The sequence below is a fragment of the Janthinobacterium sp. PSRC1-1 genome (assembly GCF_049897525.1).
Lineage (GTDB): Bacteria > Pseudomonadota > Gammaproteobacteria > Burkholderiales > Burkholderiaceae_D > Janthinobacterium > Janthinobacterium tructae.
In genome coordinates this window covers 117,160-135,076 of the sequence record NZ_JAFCWK010000004.1, presented here as the reverse complement: position 1 = coordinate 135,076, position 17,917 = coordinate 117,160, and the positions used below count along the sequence as shown (strand labels likewise).

The 17,917-nt window shown below is 63.0% G+C and carries 14 protein-coding genes; 5 read left to right on the top strand and 9 right to left on the bottom strand.

Annotated elements, in window-relative coordinates; translation table 11 throughout:
- Positions 1-149: 149 nt before the first annotated feature.
- The 3 genes from ACP7DW_RS09925 to ACP7DW_RS09915 form a co-directional block, all read right to left on the bottom strand.
- Positions 150-2,225 (bottom strand): M13 family metallopeptidase, encoded by a 2,076-nt coding sequence (locus ACP7DW_RS09925; RefSeq protein WP_426055108.1) that lies wholly within the window; start codon positions 2,223-2,225, stop codon positions 150-152.
- 253 nt (positions 2,226-2,478) lie between these two features.
- Complete coding sequence (locus ACP7DW_RS09920; RefSeq protein WP_426055109.1) at positions 2,479-4,554, bottom strand: M13 family metallopeptidase; 2,076 nt, start codon at positions 4,552-4,554, stop codon at positions 2,479-2,481.
- Between the two features lie 121 nt (positions 4,555-4,675).
- Entirely contained in the window at positions 4,676-5,239 is a 564-nt protein-coding gene (locus tag ACP7DW_RS09915) for a hypothetical protein (protein WP_426055110.1), read from the bottom strand.
- 324 nt (positions 5,240-5,563) lie between these two features.
- On the opposite strand from ACP7DW_RS09915, the gene ACP7DW_RS09910 reads away from it, so the two are divergent.
- The 3 genes from ACP7DW_RS09910 (at position 5,564) to ybaL (ending at position 10,244) form a co-directional block, all read left to right on the top strand.
- Positions 5,564-7,018, top strand: a complete 1,455-nt coding sequence (locus tag ACP7DW_RS09910) for a S41 family peptidase (RefSeq protein ID WP_426055111.1) — start codon at positions 5,564-5,566, stop codon at positions 7,016-7,018.
- A 181-nt stretch (positions 7,019-7,199) separates the two neighbouring features.
- Positions 7,200-8,321, top strand: a complete 1,122-nt coding sequence (locus tag ACP7DW_RS09905; protein WP_426055112.1) for a beta-ketoacyl-ACP synthase III — start codon at positions 7,200-7,202, stop codon at positions 8,319-8,321.
- A gap of 210 nt (positions 8,322-8,531) precedes the next feature.
- Positions 8,532-10,244, top strand: a complete 1,713-nt coding sequence (gene ybaL / locus ACP7DW_RS09900; RefSeq protein ID WP_426055113.1) for a YbaL family putative K(+) efflux transporter — start codon at positions 8,532-8,534, stop codon at positions 10,242-10,244.
- A gap of 61 nt (positions 10,245-10,305) precedes the next feature.
- Here the strand turns inward: ybaL and ACP7DW_RS09895 are convergent, their stop codons facing one another.
- The gene (locus tag ACP7DW_RS09895; protein WP_426055114.1) at positions 10,306-12,351 is read right to left on the bottom strand and encodes an FAD-dependent oxidoreductase; all 2,046 of its coding nucleotides are present in this window, start codon (positions 12,349-12,351) and stop codon (positions 10,306-10,308) included.
- Positions 12,352-12,510: 159 nt separating this feature from the next.
- Between ACP7DW_RS09895 and ACP7DW_RS09890 the strand changes: the two genes are divergently transcribed.
- Positions 12,511-13,092 (top strand): SRPBCC family protein, encoded by a 582-nt coding sequence (locus tag ACP7DW_RS09890; protein WP_426055115.1) that lies wholly within the window; start codon positions 12,511-12,513, stop codon positions 13,090-13,092.
- Position 13,093: 1 nt separating this feature from the next.
- On the opposite strand, the gene ACP7DW_RS09885 is transcribed toward ACP7DW_RS09890, so the two are convergent.
- From ACP7DW_RS09885 to ACP7DW_RS09870, 4 genes are all read right to left on the bottom strand, one after another.
- Positions 13,094-13,549 carry a hypothetical protein gene (locus tag ACP7DW_RS09885; RefSeq protein ID WP_426055116.1) on the bottom strand — a complete coding sequence of 152 codons (456 nt, stop codon included), beginning with the start codon at positions 13,547-13,549 and terminating at the stop codon, positions 13,094-13,096.
- 45 nt (positions 13,550-13,594) lie between these two features.
- Positions 13,595-14,035 carry a DUF2721 domain-containing protein gene (locus ACP7DW_RS09880; RefSeq protein WP_071079926.1) on the bottom strand — a complete coding sequence of 147 codons (441 nt, stop codon included), beginning with the start codon at positions 14,033-14,035 and terminating at the stop codon, positions 13,595-13,597.
- Positions 14,036-14,147: 112 nt separating this feature from the next.
- Entirely contained in the window at positions 14,148-15,104 is a 957-nt protein-coding gene (gene pip / locus ACP7DW_RS09875) for a prolyl aminopeptidase (RefSeq protein WP_426055117.1), read from the bottom strand.
- An 82-nt stretch (positions 15,105-15,186) separates the two neighbouring features.
- Entirely contained in the window at positions 15,187-15,669 is a 483-nt protein-coding gene (locus ACP7DW_RS09870) for an Lrp/AsnC family transcriptional regulator (RefSeq protein ID WP_034783718.1), read from the bottom strand.
- A gap of 165 nt (positions 15,670-15,834) precedes the next feature.
- Here ACP7DW_RS09870 and ACP7DW_RS09865 point away from each other — a divergent pair, with 165 nt between their 5' ends.
- The gene (locus ACP7DW_RS09865; protein WP_426055118.1) at positions 15,835-16,455 is read left to right on the top strand and encodes a LysE family translocator; all 621 of its coding nucleotides are present in this window, start codon (positions 15,835-15,837) and stop codon (positions 16,453-16,455) included.
- On the opposite strand, the gene ACP7DW_RS09860 is transcribed toward ACP7DW_RS09865, so the two are convergent.
- Entirely contained in the window at positions 16,392-17,837 is a 1,446-nt protein-coding gene (locus ACP7DW_RS09860) for a hypothetical protein (RefSeq protein ID WP_426055119.1), read from the bottom strand. The two genes, ACP7DW_RS09865 and ACP7DW_RS09860, sit on opposite strands and share 64 nt — an antisense overlap.
- Positions 17,838-17,917 lie beyond the last annotated feature (80 nt).

Here is a 17,917-nt window from a genome sequence, read left to right as displayed (position 1 = left end):
CTTCAAACTTCGTTGTCAACGAGCAAGGAAAATCACCGGCGACGCACGCAACACTTCGCTGTGTACGGCTGGCAAGCAAGCAAAAAAAATGCCGCCCGGCGCGAACCGGGCGGCATTGCTAACGTATTTCTATCCAGCCGAAAGATGGTTTACCACATGATGACGCGGTCTTTCGGTGGCAGATACATCTTGTCGCCCGGTTTCACGTCGAAGGCCTGGTAGAAGCCGGGCTGGTTGCGCATGGTGCCGTTGGCGCGGAACTGGCCTGGCGAGTGCGGGTCCGTTTTTAGCAAGACCAGTTGCTGCGCTTCACGCATCTTCATGCGCCAGACCTGGGCAAAGCCCGCATAGAAACGCTGCTCGCCCGTGAAACCGTCGATGACGGGGGCTTGCTTGCCATTCAGCGACAATTTGTACGCCTTATACGCGATCGCCACGCCGGAATTGTCGGCGATGTTCTCGCCCAGAGTCAGTTCGCCGTTGACGAAATGGCCAGGGATGGGGCTGAAGCTGTTGTACTGCGCCACCAGCTGCTTGGTTTTCTTGGCGAAGTTTTTGTGGTCGGCCTTGGTCCACCAGTCACGCAGGTTGCCGTCGCCGTCGTACTGGGCGCCCTGGTCATCGAAACCGTGGCTGATTTCATGGCCGATCACGCCGCCGATGGCGCCATAGTTGACGGCGTCGTCCGCCTTGGCGTCGAAGAACGGCGCTTGCAGGATGGCGGCCGGGAAGACGATCTCGTTCAGTTCCGGGTTGTAATAGGCGTTCACGGTCTGCGGCGTCATGCCCCACTCGTCGCGGTCGATAGGCTGGCCCAGCTTGTTCAATTCGCGGTTGTAGTTGAGCAAGTGCGAACGCTGGATGTTGCCGATCAAATCGTCCGGCGCCACCGTCAGGCCCGAGTAATCGCGCCATTTGTTCGGGTAGCCGATCTTGGTGGTGAACTTGGCCAGCTTGATCTGCGCCTGTTTCTTGGTGACGGGGCTCATCCAGTCGAGCTTGTCGATGCTTTGCTTGTAAGCCGTCATCAGGTTCTTCACCAGCGCTTCCATGCGCACCTTGCGCTCGGCCGGGAAATATTGCGCGACGTACAGCTGGCCCACGGCTTCACCCAGCGCGCCTTCGACGGCGCCCACGCCGCGTTTCCAGCGCGGACGCATTTCCGTCACGCCCGTCAGGGTGGTGCCATAGAAGGCGAAGTTCTCATCGACATAGGCTTTCGGCAGGTAACCGGCGTTAGCGTGCAGCAAGTGCCACTGGAAGTACGCTTTCCATGTGTCCAGCGGCGTCTTGTTGGCGATCTCGGCAAAGCCCTTCAGGTAGCTGGGCTGGCTGACGATCACGTAATTGACCTTGCCGGCGATGCCCGTGTCTTTCAGGTAGCGGGCCCAGTCGTAGCCTGGCGCCATGGCGGCCAGCTTCGCCAGCTCGACCTTGTTGTACGTCTTGACGGGGTCGCGGTTCTGCACATTGCTCCATTGCGCCTTGGCCAGATCCGTTTCCAGCGCGAGGATAGCCTTGGCGTTGGCGGCAGCATTCGCATCGCCGGACAAGCTGAGCATTTTTTCCACGTGGGCCAGGTATTTGGCGCGCGTGTCGGCCTTGCCTGCTTCCAGATAGTAATCGCGGTCAGGCAAGCCCAGGCCGCTTTGCACGATGTCGGCCACGTATTTGGTGGAATCCTTGGCGTCCTGATGGATACCGAAATCGTACGGCGAGGTCACGCCCAGCTTGCTGAAGTGGGCGATCACGGCAGGCAATTCCGCCTTGTCCTGCAGTGCGGCGATCTTCGCCAGCTCCGCGTTCAACGGCGTCAGGCCCAGGCTTTCCAGCTTGGCTTCATCCATGAAGCTGTTATAAAAATCACCGATTTTCTGGGCATTCGAGCCGGCCGCGCGGGCCTTGTCGGCAGCCGCGCCTTCGACGATGCCGCGCAACTGCGTTTGCGTATCGTCGGCCAGCTTGGCAAAGCTGCCCCAGCTCGACTTGTCGGCAGGAATCACGGTTTCCGCCAGCCATTTGCCATTCAGGTGCTGGAACAGGTCGTCCTGCGCGCGCACGGCAGGGTCGACGTATTCGACGGCGATGCCGGACGTCAGCGCGGCAGCGGCGACGGCCGTGGCGGGAGCAGCAGCGGCTTTCTTGGCAGAATCGGCGGCGCCAGCCATGCCGGACACGCCGGCCAGCAAACTCAGGGTCAATGCACTTAACAAATAACGATTCACGGTTGTCCTCTATATTGTATTGTGTGGAATATAAGGGTCAGAAGGCCCAGGGCTTCTGGCCCGGTTTTTGACTGTAGCATACCGGCCGAAAGCGGAGAAAGAACTTTGCGGGAAATGCAAAAAAGATACGGATTTTGAGCGTAGGTCGGGTTAGCCCAGGGGGCGTAACCCGACAAAATTGTTCGCGCCAGTGGCATTGTCGGATTACGCACGGCGTTGCCGTACTAATCCGACCTACCTGGCTAAATGACGTTTACCAGATGATCACGCGGTTTTCCGGCGCCACATACATCTTGTCACCCGGTTTCACGCCAAACGCTTCATAGAAGCCAGGCTGGTTGACCATGGTGCCATTCGCGCGGTACTGGCCCGGCGAATGCGGATCGGTCTTGATCTGCACGATTTGCTGCGCTTCGCGCATCTTGCTGCGCCACACCTGGCCAAAGCCCATGTAGAAGCGCTGGTCGCCCGTCAAGCCATCGAGCACGGGCGCCGGCTTGCCGCCCAGCGAGATCTTGTAGGCTTTATAGGCGATCGCCACGCCCGAGTTGTCGGCGATGTTCTCGCCCAGGGTCAGCGCGCCGTTGACGTGGTAGCCAGGCAAGGGGCTGTAGCCATCGTACTGCTTGGTCAGCGCATCGGCCTTGGCAGCGAAGTTCTTGCGGTCGGCCGGGGTCCACCAGTCGCGCAAATTGCCGTCGCCATCGGACTGGCTGCCCTTGTCGTCGAAACCGTGGCTGATTTCATGGCCGATGACGGCGCCGATGGCGCCATAGTTGACGGCGTCGTCCGCGTTGGCGTCGAAGAACGGCGGCTGCAGGATGGACGCGGGGAAGACGATTTCATTCATCGTCGAGCTGTAATAGGCGTTCACCGTCTGCGGCGTCATGCCCCACTCTTCGCGATCGATCGGTTTGCCCAGCTTGGCCACCTGGCGCGCGGAACCAAAGTTGGCGGCGCGCATCATGTTGCCCACCAGGTCACCCTGGACGATTTGCAGCTTCGTGTAGTCGCGCCATTTGTTCGGATAGGCGATCTTCGGCGTGAACTTGGCCAGCTTGGCTTGCGCTTCTTTCTTGGTGTCAAGGCTCATCCAGTCCAGCGTATCGATGCTGTCCTTGTAGGCGGCCAGCACGTTTTTCACCAGTTCCTGCATGTGCGCCTTGCGCTCTGCCGGGAAATATTGCGCCACGTACAGTTTGCCCACCGCTTCACCAAGCACGCCTTCGACGGCGCCCACGCCGCGCTTCCAGCGCGGCTGGTTTTCCGTCACGCCGCTCAGTACCGTGCCGTAGAAGGCAAAGCTCTCGTCGACGAAGTTTTTCGACAGGTAGCCGGCGTAGCTGCGCAGCAAGTGCCATTCGAAGTAGGCTTTCAGGGTGTCCAGGTCGCTTGATGCCAGCACCTTGTTGTAGCCGGCCAGGTAGCTAGGCTGGTTGACGATGACGTAATCGACCTTGTTGGCGATGCCCAGGGCCGCCAGGCCGGACTTCAGGTCGTAGCCGGGGGTCAGGTCATTGAGCTTGTTGATGTCGGTCTTGTTGTAGCGTTTCACGGGGTCGCGGTTCTCGACCTTGGTCCATTGCACTTCGGCCAGCGCCGTTTCCAGCGCAACGACCGCCTTGGCGTGCGCAGCGGCGTTCTTGTCGCCGGCCATGGCCAGCATTTTTTCCACGTGCGCCTGGTATTTTTCTTTCACGCCAGCTTGCTTGGCTTCCAGGTAGTAGTCGCGGTCGGGCATGCCCAGGCCGCTTTGGCTCACATACGCGGCGTATTTGGTGGAGGCACGCGCATCCTGGCCCACGTACACGGCATACGGCGTAGCCACACCCGTCCGGCTCAGGTGGGCGATCAGGGCGGGCACGCCCTTCTTGTCGCGCAGCGAGCGGATGCGGTTCAGTTCGCCGGCCAGCGGCTTCGTGCCCAGCGCGTCGAGGCGGGCTTCATCCATGTAGCTGGCGTACAGGTCGGCGATTTTCTGTGCTTCGGAACCGGCCTTCTTGTTTTTATCTTGTTGCGTGGCTTCGATGATGCCGCGCAATTGCGGCGTGGTGTCGTCACGCAGCTTGGCGAACGAACCCCAGCTCGACTTGTCGGCAGGAATCTCGGCCGTGGCCAGCCACTTGCCATTCAAATGGGTGAAAAAGTCGTCCTGCACGCGCACGGCAGGGTCGATGTACTGCACATCGATGCCGGAAACGACGCCAGCGGCGGCAGGCGCGGCGCTTGGAGCCACGGTTGGAGCGGCAGCGGCGGATACGGGTTCGGCGGCATGGGCAAACGCAGCCAGCAGGGTCAGGGTCAGACTGCTCAAGAGATAGCGATTCACGGATTGTCCTTATGGGGCATATCAAAAAAAGACCGGGCAGATAGCTGCGGGCGGATAGCCCGCCGCGCCAGGCGCTGCAGGAATGTAGCACGCGAGCATGCCATTTGGCCATCCTTGCCCCTCAGTTGCCGGGTAGCGTCATGCCGGCGCCCCCGCTGCCCATGCCTCCCTTGCCGCCCTTGCGCCCGCCGTGTTCGACAGGGGGCGCGCCGCGCGATTCACTGCGGGGTACGGCGGCATCCATCACGCGCGCCATCTGGCCGGCGATGAACTGGGCCACCGACTGGCGCTGCTGTTCGTCCAGGGCATCGTTGACGCTGAGCCACCACTCGCGCACCTGCTTTTCTTCAGCCAGGCTCTGCGTGCTTTCCGTGTCCAGGCCGGCGAGCAGGTCGCGCAACTCCAGCCGGGGCGTTTGCAAGCCCTGCGTCACAGCCGCTTGCAGCCGTTCGCGGCGCGCCTTGCGTTCGCGCAAGAGTTGACGGGTTTTTCCTTCCACCTGCTGCCACAAGGTGGTTTGATTCGCATTGAGTTTCAATTCCATCCTGAAATCGGGCGCCATCGGCAGCAAGTCTTCCAGGCGCATCTCGGCGATAGGCACGGCCGAGGCGGTCAAGGCGGTGGTGCCCAGCAGGAAAGCCAGGCCGAGGCGGCGCACGGCGGGGGAAAAGGTCAGCGATGTCATGGGGGCTCCGGATAAAAAAAAGCCTGCGTCCGCAGACGCAGGCAAAACCACTTCGGGTCGAGAATGCGAGTCCACTATAGGGCCGCCGCACACGCTTTTTTTCGACTCTTACAAATGCTTACTCCCCTCAAGAGTAACCATACATCGCATACAAAACCGCAACATATGGCAAGCTGACAGCCCCGCTTTCGCGCGTAGACTGGGCCAAGGCACGCTTTTTCCACGGCCGGCCCACGCCGGCAGAGATTCAGGTCTATACTTTCAGGAAAGCGCCGCTCCACGGGGACTGGCGCTTGTGCAAGACACGCTAGCTGCAAAGGTGCAATGATGGGCAAACTCAAAAATACCGGCTTGATCGGCCTGGGCGTGGTGGCCGGCGTCGCCGTGTCGCTGCAATTTTCGGCCATGGCGCAAAAGACCGTCGAGCCGCCCCTGCCGCTGGAAGAGCTGCGCCAGCTGGCCGATGTGTTTGGCCTGATCAAGTCCGATTACGTCGAGCCGGTGGAAGACAAGAAACTGCTGGAAGACGCCATTTCCGGCATGGTCGCCTCGCTCGACCCCCATTCCGCCTACCTCGACAAGAAAGCCTACGCCGAGCTGCGCGAAGGCTCCGAAGGCAAGTTTGTCGGACTCGGCATTGAAATTGGCATGAGCGAAGACGGCTACATCAGGATCGTCTCGCCCATCGAGGATTCACCCGCCTACCGCGCCGGAATCAAGGCCGGAGACCTCATCACACGCCTGGATGGCCAGCCCGTGAAAGGCGTCAGCCTGGACGACAGCGTCAAGCGCATGCGCGGCGAACCGGGCACCAGGGTATCGCTGACCATTGCCCGCAAGGATGAACCACAGCCGCTGGCCTTCACCATCACGCGCGAGGAAATTCACCAGAAGAGCGTCAAGGCGAAGATGGTCGAGCCGGGCTACGCCTGGCTGCGCGTATCGCAATTCCAGGAACCGACCGTCGACGACATGGCCGCGCAGATCACGGCGCTGTACCAGCAAGATCCAAACATCAAGGGCATGGTGCTGGACCTGCGCAACGATCCGGGCGGCGTGCTGCAAGGCGCCATCGGCGTCTCGGCCGCCTTCCTGCCGAAGGACGCGGCCATCGTCTCGACCAACGGCCAGCTGCCGGACTCGAAACAGGTGTTCTATGGCCGCGCCGAATACTATACCTTCCGCGCCGAAGGCGATGCGCTGGCGAAATTGCCGGCCGCTATCAAGAAAGTGCCGCTGGTGGTGCTGGTCAACACGGGTTCGGCCTCGGCCTCGGAAATCGTCGCCGGCGCCCTGCAGGATTACAAGCGCGCCACCATCATCGGCACGCCAACCTTCGGCAAGGGTTCCGTGCAAACCATCCGCCAGCTGACGGCCGACACGGCCGTCAAGCTGACAACGGCCCGCTACTACACGCCGAACGGCCGCTCGATCCAGGCCAAGGGCATCGTGCCCGACCTGCTGGTCGATGAAAATGCGGACGGCGACGGCTTGAACGGCTTGCGCATCCGCGAAGCGGACCTGACCAAGCACCTGAGCAACGACCGCGACCAAGGCAGTGCCAACAACGGCGCCAAGGCCGCCCCCGTCAACGACGAGATGGAAGAGCAATTGCGTATCATCGCCCTGGAAAAAACCCGCAAGCCGCTGGAATTTGGCAGCCAGGACGATTTTCAATTGCACCAGGCGCTGAACCACCTGAAGGGTCTGCCGGTGCAACTGGCCAAGGCCGAACCGGTGGTGGTGCAAGCCGACGTCAAGAAAGAACAGAAGAAGTAGGCAATTGGGGGGCAGACCCGCCGGGTCTGCCCCCCGTTACCCCGTCCTCGCGACAAAAATCAATCTTCCGCCACACTTCCCCCTGCCCCGCAACACGAAACTCTCTACAGTCGAGCACGTTTGTGTAAAATTTGCTTCACTTATCGGCAGCGCGCCGATTGCCAAATTTGAAAGTTTAATCATGAAACAAGTCGTCATCAGCGGTACCGGACTGTACACGCCGCCATTTTCGATCTCCAACGAAGAGCTGGTCATCTGCTTCAATGCTTACGCGGAAAAGTTCAATGCCGACAACGCCGACGCGATCGCCGCAGGCACGGTGACGGCGCTGGAGCTGTCGAGCGTGGCCTTCATCGAAAAGGCATCCGGCATCAAGTCGCGCTTCGTGATGGAAAAGGAAGGCATCCTCGATCCGGCGCGCATGGTCTCGCGCATCCCGGAACGGGGCGATGACGAACTGTCCTTGCAGGCGGAAATGGCGGTCGCCGCCGCGCGTGACGCCTTGGCGCGCGCCGGCCGCACACCGGCCGACATCGACATGGTGCTGGTGGCGTGCAGCAATATGCAGCGCGCCTATCCCGCCATGGCGGTGGAAGTGCAGGATGCGCTGGGCATCGACGGCTATGGTTTTGACATGAACGTGGCGTGCTCGTCCGCCACCTTCGGCATCCAGCAAGCGGTCGCCGCCGTGCAAAGCGGCCAGGCGCGCGCCGTGCTGGTGTTGAATCCCGAAATCACCAGCGGCCACCTGAACTGGCGCGACCGCGACAGCCATTTCATTTTCGGCGACGCCTGCACCGCCATCATCGTCGAAGCCAAGGACACGGCCGTCTCTACGCACCAGTTCGAGATCATCGGCACGGAACTCAAAACGCGCTTCTCTAACGCCATCCGCAACAATTTCGGCTTCCTCAACCGTTTTGACGAGTCCGGCGTGGGCAAGGCCGACAAGTTGTTCCGCCAGCAAGGCCGCAAGGTCTTCAAGGAAGTGTGCCCGATGGCGGCCGAGATGATCAAGGCGACCCTGGCCAAGGCCGGCGTGGAAGTGGCGCAAGTCTCCCGCTACTGGCTGCACCAGGCCAACCTGAACATGAACCTGCTGATCGCGCGCCTGATCCTGGGCCGCGACGCCGAGGCCAACGAAGCGCCCGTGATCCTCGACACCTACGCCAACACCTCGTCGGCCGGTTCCATCATCGCTTTCCATACCTATCAGGATGACATGGCGGCGGGCAGCACCGGCGTCATCTGCTCGTTCGGCGCCGGCTATTCCATCGGCTGCGTGGTCGTGCGCAAGGTGTAAGCGTTGGGAGGGATCTGCGCCTGATTGCCTCAATTAGACGCAGATCGCAGTCGATGGCATGCGTTCGTGGCCAGCTGGACGAAGATATAGCGCAAATTTTTTGTAAAAAAAGCGGCAGGAAAATTCCAGCCGCAGCTTTGTTGCGTTTATACTCAATCGCTGAACGCCCTCTTTTTCCATCCGCACGTCCCCATAAGGAACCCACCACGCATGCCCCATGACATCAGTCTGATCACCACCATCGCCGCCGCCCTCGGGGTCGGCCTCATCTTCGGCTTCATCGCCGCGCGCCTGAAACTGCCGGCATTGGTCGGCTATCTGGCCGCCGGCATCATCATCGGACCGGCCACGCCCGGTTTTGTGGCGAATGCGGAAATAGCCGGGCAATTGGCGGAGATCGGGGTGATGCTGATGATGTTTGGTGTCGGCCTGCACTTTTCCATCGACGATTTGTGGGACGTGCGCAAGATTGCGCTACCCGGCGCCGTCCTGCAGATCGGCGTCGCCACAGCGATGGGTATGGGCCTGGCCCACTGGTGGGGCTGGACCCTCGGTGGCGGACTGGTCTTTGGCTTGGCCCTGTCCGTGGCCAGTACCGTGGTGCTGCTGCGCGCGCTGGAAGAGCGGGGCATCCTCGACTCGCTCAATGGCCGCATCGCCGTCGGCTGGCTGGTGGTGGAAGACCTCGTCACCGTGCTGGTGCTGGTGCTGCTGCCGGCGTTCGCCGGTGTGCTCGGTGGCAAGGTCGCGCCGGATGCCGAGGCCACCAGCCTGTGGCAAACCCTGGCCGTGACCTTGGGCCAAGTGGCCGGTTTCATCGTCTTCATGCTGGTGGTGGGCCGCAAGCTGTTCCCATGGATTTTGTGGCAAGTGGCGCGCACCGGTTCGCGCGAACTGTTTACCCTGTGCGTGATCGCCGCCGCCGTCGGCATCGCCTACGCTTCCACCAAACTGTTCGGCGTGTCGTTCGCGCTGGGCGCCTTCTTCGCCGGCATGGTGCTGCGCGAATCCGAACTCAGTCATCGCGCCGCGGAAGAGTCATTGCCCCTGCGCGACGCGTTTGCCGTGCTGTTCTTCGTGTCCGTCGGCATGCTGTTCGAGCCGAACATCCTCATCGAAAAGCCGTTGCAAGTGCTGGCCGTGTGCGCCATCATTATCTTCGGCAAGTCGATCGCCGCCTTTTTGCTGGTGATGGCCCTGCGCTATCCGCCGAAAACCGCCATCATCGTCTCGGCCAGCCTGGCGCAGATCGGTGAATTCTCGTTCATCCTGGCCGCCCTGGGCCTGTCCCTGGGCCTGATGCCACAGGAAGGGCAAAGCCTGATCCTGGCCGGCGCCATCCTGTCGATCGCCCTCAACCCGCTGGTGTTCAGCCTGGCCAAGCCGCTGCTGCGCGTGATCGGCAACAGCGATTTCGCGCGCAAGTTCGAACGCACCACCGACCCGCTGGCCGAGCTGCCGATGACGGTGCCGCAGGAAAAGTTGTCGGGCCAAGTCGTGCTGGTTGGCTACGGCCGCGTGGGCCGGCGTATCGCCGCCGCCCTGATGGAGCGCGGCATCCATTTTGTCGTCGCCGAGGAAAACCGCGAAATCGTCGACCAGCTGCGCAGGCAGGGCATTCCGGCCGTGGCCGGCAATGCGGGCGAACCGGCGGTATTGATCCAGGCGCACATCACGCACGCCACCATGCTCGTCATCGCCACGCCGGACACCTTCCACGTGCGCGCCATGATCGAGACGGCGCGCGCGCTGAACCCCGCCATCCTGACGGTGGTGCGCACGCACAGCGAGGAAGAGGCCGAATTGCTGCGCGCGGAAAACGCGGGCAAGGTCTTCATTGGCGAGCACGAGCTGGCCAATGGCATGGCCGAGCACGTGCTGCAGAGTTTTGAGACGGCCAGCAAGGGCCACGGCGCGCATTAAGCCAGCACCCTTTCGTCCTGCAAGCCAAGCCTGCCCGCTTCCCAGCCGGCAGGCTTTCTTTTTACAGGCTGGCGGCCAGCTCCGCGCCTTCCCGTATGGCCCGCTTGGCATCGAGTTCCGCCGCCAGCGCGGCGCCGCCGATTTTATGGAAGCGCGGGCCGCCCGCCTGCAAGGGCTTGCCATCCTTGTCGACCGGCGGCATGAGTTCCGTCAAGCTGTCCTGACCGGCGCAGATGACCACGTTGTCCACCGCCAGCAGGCGCTGCTCGCCGCCCACGGTGATGTGCAAGCCCTGCGCGTCGATCTTGTCATAGCTCACGCCGGCCAGCATGACCACACCGTTTCTCGCCAGCGCCGCGCGGTGCACCCAGCCGGAGGTCTTGCCCAGGCCCGCGCCCACTTTCGACGTCTTGCGCTGCAACAGGAAAATCTGCCGCACGGGCGCAGGCGCCACGGGCGGCACCAGGCCGCCGCCGGTCGCCGCATTCAGGTCCACGCCCCACTCGCCCGCCCAGGTCGCCACGGATTGCGGCAGCGGGTGCGCCGGGTCGTGCAGCAAATACTCTCCCACGTCGAAGCCGATGCCGCCCGCGCCGATGATGGCCACGCGCGCGCCGACGGGTTTCTTGGCTTGCAGCACGTCCAGGTAGGACAAGACTTTCGGGTGGTCGATGCCGGGAATGGCCGGCAGGCGCACCTTGATGCCGGTGGCGACGATGACGTCGTCATAGCCGCCGGCCAGCAATTGCTCACGCGTCACGCGCTGGCCCAGGCGCAGCTTGACTTCCAGCAGCGCCAGCCGGCGGGCAAAGTAGCGGATGGTTTCCGTGAATTCTTCCTTGCCCGGTATCTGCATGGCCACCTTGAACTGGCCGCCCACGCTGTCGCTGCTGTCGAACAGGGTCACTGTGTGCCCGCATTCGGCGGCCACGCAGGCGGCCGACAGGCCGGCCGGCCCGGCGCCGACGACGGCCACCCGGCGCGGCACGGCCTTTTTCGCGTACACGAGTTCCGTTTCATGGCAGGCGCGCGGGTTGACCAGGCAGCTGGCGCGCTTGTTGGCAAAGGTGTGGTCGAGACACGCCTGGTTGCAGCCGATGCAGGTGTTGATTTCGTCGGCGCGGCCGGAAGCGGCCTTGGCGACAAAGTCAGGGTCGGCCAGGAAAGGGCGCGCCATCGACACCAGGTCGCAGTCGCCCCGCTCCAGGATGGCGTTCGCTTCGTGCGGCATGTTGATGCGGTTCGAGGCCACCACGGGAATGGTGACTTCGCGGCGCAAGCGGCCCGCCACGCTGGCAAAGGCGGCGCGCGGCACCGAGGTGACGATGGTGGGCACCCTTGCCTCATGCCAGCCGAAGCCCGTATTGAGAATGGTCACGCCGGCCTGCTCGAGCGCCTTGGCCACCGTCACCACGTCGTCCCAGGTGTTGCCACCCTCGACCAGGTCGAGCAGGGAATGGCGGTACATGATGATGAAGTTGGGGCCGACGGCGGCGCGGATGCGGCGCACGATCTCCACGGGCAGGCGCATGCGGTTCTCGATCGTGCCGCCCCAGCGGTCCTGGCGCAGATTCGTGCGCGCGCAGAGGAACTGGTTCAATAGGTATCCTTCGCTGCCCATCACTTCGATGCCGTCATAGCCGGCCTTTTGCGCCAGGCGCGCGCAGCGCACGTAGTCGCAGATGGTGCGGGCTATCCCCCGCTCGCTCAAGGGACGCGGGCGGAACGGCGAGATCGGCGATTTTTTGGCCGATGCCGAGACGACGAACGGCTGATAGCCATAGCGGCCCGCATGCAGGATCTGCATGACGATCTTGCCGCCCTCCTCGTGCACGGCGCGCGTCACCTTGCGGTGATTCGGCACGTCGCCGAGGAAATTCAAGGTGCCGCCGAACGGCAGCAGCCAGCCCTGGCGGTTCGGCGAGATGCCGCCCGTGACGATCAGCCCCACGCCACCGCGCGCCCGCTCGCGGTAAAACGCGGCCAGCTTGCCATAATGATAGAACCGGTCTTCCAGGCCCGTATGCATGGACCCCATGATGACGCGGTTGCGCAAAGAGGTAAAGCCCAGGTCGAGCGGGGCCAGCAGATGGGGATAGGCAGTCATGGTCGGTCCGATAGAGGGTGGTATGCAGGCCGTACGGTAACAAGCATTGCCGGCCAGCGCAGCGACTTTCTCTAGACCGGGAGTTCTAAATCGCCGGACGCGCCCGCCGGCGACGGGTACAGCTTGTGCCGGGCGCTAGTTTCCCGTAGGCTAGGTAGCATGAAGCGACTCTTCCTCTGCCTGCTGATGCTGTGCGCCGTCCCCGCGACCGCGCTGGCACAGGCGATACGCCTGGACAAGCTGAAGGTCGAGGTCAAGCGCATCGAGATCGACGGGCAGCGCATGTATGAAGTCGATGCCAGCGGCAGCGTGCAGGCGCCGCCGGCGTCCGTGTGGAAAACCTTGACGACGTACGAGCGCATGCATGAATTCGTGCCCGACCTCAGCTCCTGCCGCGTACTGTCGCGCAACGGCAATGAAGTCATCATCGAGCAACAAGGCATGGCGCGCTTCCTGTTCATGAACCACGCCATCCACCTGGTGGTGCGGGCCACGGAGACGCCGTTGACGGCCATCGACATCGCCCTGATCTCCGGCGACATGCGGCATTACGAATCGCGCTGGAATCTGTACCCCATCCCCGAGACAGGCGGCACGCGCATCGTCTTTTCCAGCCGGCTGATGCCGGGCTTCTATGTGCCCGGCATGCTGGGCACGACCATGATACGCGGCGATATCGAGCGCATGATGGCGGCCGTGCTCACCCGCATCGACAGCCAGCACGCGGAAAAGGCAGGCTAAATCAAGCCAGATACGTGTCGCGGTCGCGGAGCTCCGCGAAATTTTCCAGGCTGCCCAGTTTGACCGTGACGGGGTTCAGGCTGGCCTGCGGCTGCATCGAGCGCCAGGCGAACAGCCATTCCTGCTCGGGCGCTTCGGCGCGCGTCTTGGTGAAGGTAGCGCCCAGGGCGGCGCGCTGGCCGTATTCGACGACGCCGTCGATGCCTGCCCAGCTGGGCAGGGTGCGCTGCACGGCGCGGTGCAGGCGTTCGCCGAATTCTTCCGTGTTATGGATGATCAGGCAGCTGTCGGCCGGGGCGAACAGGTCGAACAGTTGCTTGTCCCACACTTGCGAAAAGCTGAGGGTCAGGCAATTGCCCGCCGGCATCAGGCGGAACTGGCCCAGGCTCAAGGCCAATTCGAGCTCGCTGCGCTGGCCGTAGCGGTGCAGGGTGGGGGGGCGTTTGTAATCGTGCATGCTTGACTCGTTCTTAATATGGAAGGTAAAACCGGCGCGGCCCGCCTAGCGGGGCGGGCGGATATGGCGCCGGATGCGCTGGGCGGTGGCGGCCAGGTAAATCTCGCGCAGCAAATAGGTGAAGCAACCGATCAGGCAGATCACGGCCAGCACGAAGAACACGGCGATGTATTTATCCAGCGTCAGGTTCATGATATCGCCCAGAAACAGCATGGCGATGATGATGCAGACAAAGAAACCGCAGGCCGTGCTCAGCGAGATCGAATAATTGATCAGATGGGTACGCGTATAGAGCGTATCTAACTCATCCATATAGAAATCGTTGTAACCGATGTCGAGCCGGTCTTCCAGCACGCGCGTGCGGTCGATGATGCGGCCCAGGCGGTTGGTCAGCACGACCAGCATGGTGCCGATGCCGGTCAGCAGGAAAACCGGCGCAATCGCCAGCTGGATGATATGGCCGATGTCGCCGATCTGTATGTTCATGGGTAAAAAAAGGTAAGGTCGCACTGCCGCCCGCGGAAGGCGGCGGCACAGGCGCTAGTGTAGCAGGTGGCGCACGCCGGCTGGCCGCTTTGCCAACCGGCGTGTTGAAATGTCATGCGAAGCCGCGCCCCGGGACGAAGCGCTCGGTGGCGCGCACCAGCGCCGAAGCGATGCCATGCTCGAGCGCGCCATGGCCCGCGTCCGGGATCATCTCCAGCTGCGCGCCGGGCCAGGCCTGCTGCAGGCGGTAGGCCGACAGCGGCGGACAGATGGCGTCGTAGCGTCCCTGCACGATGACGGCCGGCAAGTGCGCGATGCGCCCCATGTTGCGGATCAGCTGGTCTTCCTCGAAGAAACCGAGATTGGCCATGTAATGCGATTCGAGCCTGCCCACGCCCAGGTCGAGCGCATCGTTCGGCGCATCTTCCGGCTGCGGCATCAGGTACACGCGGCGGCCCTCGAAGCGGCTCCAGGCGCGCGCGGCGGGCCAGTACACGGCGGGGTCGCTGCTGAGGATGCGTTGCACGTAGGCGGCCAGCAAGTCGCCCCGCTCCTCTGGCGGAATCGGCGCGGCGAATTCCGCGTACAGTTCCGGATAAAACCAGCGCACGCCTTCGATGAACCAGTCGATTTCCGCCTGCGTGCACAGGAAAATGCCGCGCAGCACGAAGCCGAGGCAAGCTGCCGGATGCGCCTGGCCATACGCCAGCGCCAGGGTCGAGCCCCAGGAGCCGCCAAACACCAGCCATTGGTCGATGTCGAACTGGGCGCGCAGCACTTCGATATCGTCGATCAGCAGCTGCGTCGTGTTGTTGCGCCATTCGCCCAGCGGCGTGGACTTGCCCGCGCCGCGCTGGTCGAACAGGATCACGCGGTAGCGCTGCGGGTCAAAAAAACGGCGGTGCTGCGGCGACAGGCCCGCGCCCGGGCCGCCATGCAGGAACAGCACGGGAATGCCGTCGGGATTGCCGCACTCTTCCCAGTAAATGGTGTGGATGTCATCGACCGCCAGCATGCCGTGCCGGTTCGGCGTCAGGGCGGGAAACAGGGGTGACAAAGAATCGGGCATGGCGAGCGGTCCTTGGAATGGCGGTCAGGGCGCCAGGCACGATTCCTGGCAACTGTCTCAATTATAGTGCGCCCCCGGCGCCTCAGGCCAGCAGCAAGGGCAGGCGGTTCGACGACTTGATTTCGCGCATCGACAGGCTGGACTGGATTTCCGCCACGCCCGGCAGGCGGCGCAACACGGTCGAGACGAATTCACCATACGCTTCCAGGTCGCGCGCCACCACTTGCAGGAAATAATCGGCTTCGCCCGCCACATTGTGGCACGACAATATCTCGGGAATCGTCGCGATCGCTTGCTCGAACTGCGACGGCTGCTCGCCGCCATGGTTGGCAAACACGACCCGTACAAATGCCACCAGGCCGATGCCCAGTTTCTTGCGGTTGAGCAAAGCCTGGTAGCCGGTAATAAAGCCTTCCTCTTCCAGGCGGCGCAGGCGGCGCCAGACGGGGGTTTCACTGAGCTTCAAGCGCTCGGCCAGGCGCGCGTTGGACAGCCTTCCTTCATCCTGCAACAGCCTGAGTATCTGCAAATCGGTGGCGTCGAGGCTAACTTCTGGAATTTTCATCTAATTTTTGTTTTTATACGAGTGGAATCTACCCGAATACTAGGGCATGCAGGGCAGGAAAAGCAAGCACATTTCATCGCGACAAGAACATAATGGGGCCCGGCGAGCATGCAGCAAACTGCCGTTGCTCCCGCCCTTACTTTTTGCCTGTGACCGAGCTGCGCCATGTCCGATTCTACCTTCCTGATGTACCTGCTGGCACTGACCGGCGCCTTTTTATTACCCGGCCCCGACATGGCGCTGGTGCTGGCGACGGGCGCCGCGCGCGGCGTGGCCACGGCGCTGGTGACGGCCGTGGGCATCGCCGGCGCGCGCGCCGTGCACGTGGCGCTGTCGGGCGCGGGCCTGGCGGCATTGATGGTCACGCATCCACAAGCCTTGCAGTGGGTCAAATGGGCGGGCGCCGCGTATCTGCTGTATCTGGCGCTGCGCCTGCTGCAGTCGGCCCTGTCGACAAGCACGGCACAGGAAGAAGCCGCCCCCGCCACGGCGCACGGCGCCCGCGCCAGCCTGGTGCGCGGCTTCCTGACGAATCTGCTCAACCCGAAGGCACTGCTGTTTTGCAGCATGTTCCTGCCGCAATTCGTCGTCGGCAGCGAACAGGTCGGCATGCAATACCTGCGCCTGGGCGCGGTCCTGGTGCTGGTGGGCTTGCTGTTCGATGCCCTGTACGCCGTGCTGGCCGCGCGCCTGGCGCGCCGCCTGCGCGGTAAACCTTCGCCTTACGGCAAGTTCGTGCTGCCCACCGTCTTCGTCTTGCTGGCCGGGCGGCTGGTGCTGGGCTGAATTTTCAGCTGACCTGCCATGCCATCGGCAAAGAAGGCAGGGTAATCGGCCAGCAGGCTGCGCTCCAGATCGTTGACCTTGCGAAATTGCCGCAGCGACGGCGCCATGGCCCGGCCCGCATCCCAGCTGCGCCAGGCGTTCGGCGCATCGAATTGCGCGTATAGCGCGTCGCCCAGGTCCTGGTACACGGCCGCCATCTGCGGTCTTGCCTGCAGCACTTGCAGATACAGCGCGGTCGCTGCCGGCCATTGCCCCAGCTTGGCGCGCAGATTTCCCTCGAACAAAGCCAGTACCGGCTGTTCCAGCCCCGTTTGCTTCCTCAATTCCTGCACGGTGGCCAGCGCGGCAGCGATGCCGTCCTGATCCTTGGCCAGCAGCGCGCGCGTCAAGTCATGGATGGGCTCGCATTCCTGCATGGCCAGTATCTGCTGGGGCGACAGCTTGTCGACCAGTTCGCCTGTGGAAAAATGGTCTTCCAGCATGGTCAAAAACGCCTCGAAAGGCTTTTCTGCGGCAAACAGCTTTTCCGCCTCGGCCCGCAGCGCGAGATGTGCCTGAGGCGCCTGGGATCCCGGCGGCGGCAACCGTGCCGCCTGCGCCAGCACGCGTTCGAGCACCGGTGCATCGGCCGCCAGCGGGCGGGGCCGGTACGCGGACAAGGTATAGGTGGCCGGTGCGCCAGCGGTCATGGCGCTGATGCGGAAATGGCGCGTGACCGTACCGCCCACCTCCTGGTAGTGCAAGGTGAATGCGGCGGGAATGCGCTTGCCGTCGGCCAGCATTTTCAATACCAGCGGGTGGCCGCCCCAGGTGTAGCGCAAGTACTGGGCAAACGCCGCGCCATCGTCGCCGCTGACGGGGCTTCCAGCAATATCCAGGCGCAGCAGGGGCTGCCCGTCGAGCGACCACAGCACGGCGCCGTCGAGCACCTGTGGAACCAGTGCGCCGCGCCGCCTTGCCGCCTGCACCGATAACGTCTGCTCTTCATACACGGGCAAGGTCGCATGCTGTTCCAGCTTGCCGGCCTGCAGGATGCCGGCGATACCCTGCCGGTGGCGCAGCTCGATGGCGCGAAAGCCGACGGCGTCGAACAGCGAGTAACTGTCATAGGTTCCCGCCGCCGTATCGATGACGTGGCGGCGGCGCGTGGCAAAGTCAAACACGGACAAGCTCTTGCCCTCACGCACGCTGAGGTAATGCGGGCCCAGCACCACATCGCTGTCCTGCGTATCGCGCGCGGGCAGGCTGGTGTTCACGCCGGGTTGGTTGACGCGCTCGGTCGTCACCGTGACGTGGAACGCGACGCCGGCCTGGGCCGCGCTGGCGCCCAGGAAAAGGATGACGGCCACACTGGCGCGGCGCAAGGCAGGAACAAGGGTCATGGAGAGTGATGCGGTGAAGAAATACTGATTTTAAGGCAAAGCGCACGCTAGCCCTGTTTTGCTCGCCAGCATAAAAAAAG